This window comes from Acidobacteriota bacterium, assembly GCA_003225175.1.
Taxonomy (GTDB): domain Bacteria; phylum Acidobacteriota; class Terriglobia; order Terriglobales; family Acidobacteriaceae; genus Gp1-AA112.
The window spans coordinates 1-3,623 of the sequence record QIBA01000098.1; the positions used below are offsets into that span (position 1 = coordinate 1).

4 protein-coding genes are annotated in these 3,623 nt (G+C 54.8%); 2 read left to right on the plus strand and 2 right to left on the minus strand.

Annotation, left to right across the window (positions count from 1 at the left end):
- The coding region (locus DMG62_22235) for a hypothetical protein (GenBank protein PYY20738.1) at nt 1–357 on the minus strand (357 nt) is incomplete at its 3' end.
- 75 nt (nt 358–432) lie between these two features.
- Here DMG62_22235 and DMG62_22240 point away from each other — a divergent pair.
- The gene (locus tag DMG62_22240) at nt 433–696 is read left to right on the plus strand and encodes a hypothetical protein (GenBank protein PYY20735.1); all 264 of its coding nucleotides are present in this window, start codon (nt 433–435) and stop codon (nt 694–696) included.
- A 627-nt stretch (nt 697–1,323) separates the two neighbouring features.
- Here DMG62_22240 and DMG62_22245 read toward each other — a convergent pair.
- A complete protein-coding gene (locus DMG62_22245) occupies nt 1,324–2,337 on the minus strand; it encodes a hypothetical protein (GenBank protein ID PYY20736.1) in 1,014 nt (337 codons plus the stop codon).
- A 121-nt stretch (nt 2,338–2,458) separates the two neighbouring features.
- Between DMG62_22245 and DMG62_22250 the strand changes: the two genes are divergently transcribed.
- A complete protein-coding gene (locus DMG62_22250; GenBank protein ID PYY20737.1) occupies nt 2,459–3,163 on the plus strand; it encodes a transposase in 705 nt (234 codons plus the stop codon).
- Nucleotides 3,164–3,623 lie beyond the last annotated feature (460 nt).

The window sequence follows — 3,623 nt, forward strand, 5'->3', positions numbered from 1 at the left end:
ACTGCTGCGTGTTTCCAGCGCCAGTCCGCAATAAGCCCAGAACTGGCGCTTGCCGCGGAAGCGAAACGGAGTTTGCACGCGAGCGATCAGCAAGGCAGCGCGAATTGGTCCCAGAAAGGGAATACTGGTCAGTATCGCCGTGGCGGCATGTTTGCGGCACTCCACAAACAGATCGTGCCGGGCCTGGCGGCGGAATCCCTGCAAGGCGTCGAGTTGTTGAAACATCCGTTCTGCGCGGTAACGGCGACCGGCTTGCGTCAGTTCGTTCAGCCACTGCTGGCGCCGCCGTTTGGTATATAGCTTCTTGCCCTCGGTGGCAATCGCCTGGCTGCGGTACAGCGCTTTCAGCCGGCTCATCACTCGAGTAGTGTCTTCGGTCAGCGCCGTATAGGTGCGCCCCAGCTCCTTGACCGTGACCGTGCTCGTCTGCCCGTGATACACCGGCGATACCAATCCCGCGCGCAGCAGCTCGGCCAGTTTCCGGGCGTCGATCTGATCGCTCTTGTTGCCGCTCTTCAACAGCGCGTTCTTGCGCGGATTGCACACCAGTACTTCACTGACTTGGGGCCGAAGCAAATCGTAAAGCCAGCTGGAGTGTGTACCTTCTTCAAAAGTGACGCGCAGACTGCCGCGCACTCCATGAATGAAACTCAGAATCGCAGCCGCGTGGGTAGCGAAGATCGATTGCATCACTAACTTTCCGTCATGATCCAGAACCGCAGCGGAAATGCTTGTCTTGTGTACGTCCAGACCAATAAACTTGCTGTCATTCATGAGGGGTGCTCCTTTCGTGAGTAGCTCAGTGTGTGAAGATCACTGCAGACTACTCCCTAAGGGCGCCCTTTTATAATGCGTGGCCCAGCCTAGTTGTTTGTCTCAGTTTGGAACTTCGGAAAAAGATCGGTGGCCCACTCTCGCGTGCTGTTCGCCATACTATGAGCGTAATCAGCCCTGCTGTTCCTTCTCGCTTTCGATTCTTCCATTAGCCTATTCTGTTTCGGGAATCTAATTCGGCTGTGATTAGTGCGTCCGTTCTCGCTAAGGATAAAATGAAAAAACGGAGTTCCGCACATTCTCGAACCCGACCCTCGCGAACAGCGCGAGGATGGGCCACCCTTTACATGGGAGTCTGATGCAAATACCAAAACGGGAAGGCTGGGGCACCCGGGCAGGTGCAGACGTGATCTGCGGCCTTTTTCCTTTGTTTAGGGACTAGGAGTCGAGGTTCCAATCCTCTCGCCCCGACCCAACAATTCATCGACTTTTTCAGGAATGTAGGTATGCCCATCCTTCACTCTTGAACCAGCCAAGTCAGGTGAATACTCAGCGCGTCAGAAAGGGGTTGTAATGTGCCGTAGTCATATCGGGAATAACGCGAAGATGCGGCGTGCAGCGTGTCGCCACTTTCTCGAAATTCGCTTTGAGTTCCTGGTCGAGGCGCTCGATTTCGGAATCGTCGATCTCCTCCTCGCAATACTGCCAGCCACTTGAGACGTACTGATAGAGATATAACGCCGTTTGTGACGCCATTGTTTCTGGAGGCTGCTCCTTTTCCAACGCATGGGAAACCGATTGCACGACAATGAGGGCGAGCTTGCCGTTTCCATCGGAAGCCAACGAACGTATGTCCTCATCGAATTGCCCAGGGGAGCATGGGTCATTCATCTCGCGACAGGTCGCCTGAGGTGGCATTTTTTGCGCATTTTCATGTGTGAGTTGCTGGCGTAGCGCATCTCCGAGCGAGGGATACAGTTCTGCAGTCTTGCCGCTGCGGAGATCTACAACTTGCAATCGTTCAGGGTGAACAGGAGCAAAATGGATCATGTCCTCTATCAGCACAATGCGTCCTGGAGCGATGCGTGCCGCGCGGAATCCATAAAGAATCTGGTGGAGGACCAACCTTTGATTCAAGACGAAAGTACATTCCGCAGACGGTGAGATCGAGATCGACACCAGGATAAATTCATCGACAAACGCCACTTCATCCGGAGCTCCGGCACACCCATCTGTCTCTCCGATGGGCAACCTGCGCTGTTCGATTTGGCCACTGACCTTCTCGTAACGGATTACCTGTGGAGGCCCAACAAAAATGTTGTCCGGGTTAAGCGTGCGATAGGCGACCACGATTTTCGATTGATCGCTCTGCGTTGCTCCGTTTACCGATTGTTTCAATTCGTCAACACGGAACGAACGCAGCGGTATTTTTTCAGTCATGAGTAACTGCTCAAGGGTCTCGGCATGACCAGAGCCAGTCATCAAGAGGGGAAGCATCAGCAGAAAGACGGCGACCTTGCGGAGGACGCAAGCAATCCGGGAGACAGGTGGCGATAAGCTCAATTTCCACCACAATCTCAAACTGAGTCACGAGAGTTCCCAGATTACCAGACAGCATAAGGGAACCTGGGAAACCTGGGGACAGACGGGACGTTTTCCAGTTTTTTGATATCTTGTGTCGCCCATGGCTCGTTTGGCTCGCGTTATCGCCCTGGACGTTCCGCATCATGTAACTCAACGCGGCAATGCTCGTCGGTACATTCTTGACTCCGATTCCGACCGCCTCGTTTACCTCGACCTGCTGCGGCATTCTTGCCAACTATATAAGCTTTCGTTGCTCGGATACTGCCTCATGTCAAACCACGTGCATCTGGTCGTTACTCCGCGATCCACAGATTCGCTCGCGCTCGCCCTCAAGGACACGCACGGCCGCTATGCGATCTACTGGAATGTCAGTCACACCTCTTCAGGCCACGTCTGGCAAGGCCGATACTATTCCTGTCCACTGGATCTATCGCACCTCTGGGCGGCGCTGCGATACACCGAGCTGAACCCGGTGCGTGCCGGCCTGGTCCCCGAGGCCGACACGTATCGTTGGTCGAGTGCAGCGGCCCATTGTGGAACTGGCTCAGCGGATGCGGCTTTGCAGATGGACTCCTGGCAGAAGTACTGGGATGCCGCCACGTGGCGCGAGTATCTGGGTGCAGAAGGAACCGAAGAGGAGGCCGACGCGATCCGGCAGAGCACCCACACCGGTCGCCCACTCGGAACGCCGAAGTTCATCGAGAGCCTGGAAAAAGCTATGCGTCGTCGTTTGTCTCCGCAGAAGGGTGGCCGCCCGCCAAAGCCAATGAAGGATGGGAATCAAACACTTCTCAGTTTCGATTAAATCGCGCGGTGAGGTGAACGTCCCGTCTGTCCCCAGGTTTTCAATATGGAGTCGGAGAAACCCACGAAATCCAAAGTGGGCCGTTTTGAAAGCTATGCAATCAATCGAACCAAGCTGGAAGGTGGCGTGCTCAGTATCTATCTCTGGTTTGATGACTCAGGCGCCCAAGTCCTGACCGCGTACCTCCTGAAACGATGAGCCGGCCGCACGCAAATTCAAAACCATCGATGAGTATCGCAACCTCCGCGATCGCTTCCTCCAGAAACTCAGCGGCTCCGACGTTCATTAGCGTGGCTGCCGGCCAGGGCTCAATGAGAGTGTGGATAGCGCACCTCGCGAGAACCGGCGCAGAGTGTGCGGCACCCGACAAGTGTCTTTCAGAATGTTAGGCCTGCTTTTATATTTTGCTTTCTTTTTCGCTTCCAAGCGGCGATTTTCTTCTTGAATGCGCTATTGCACG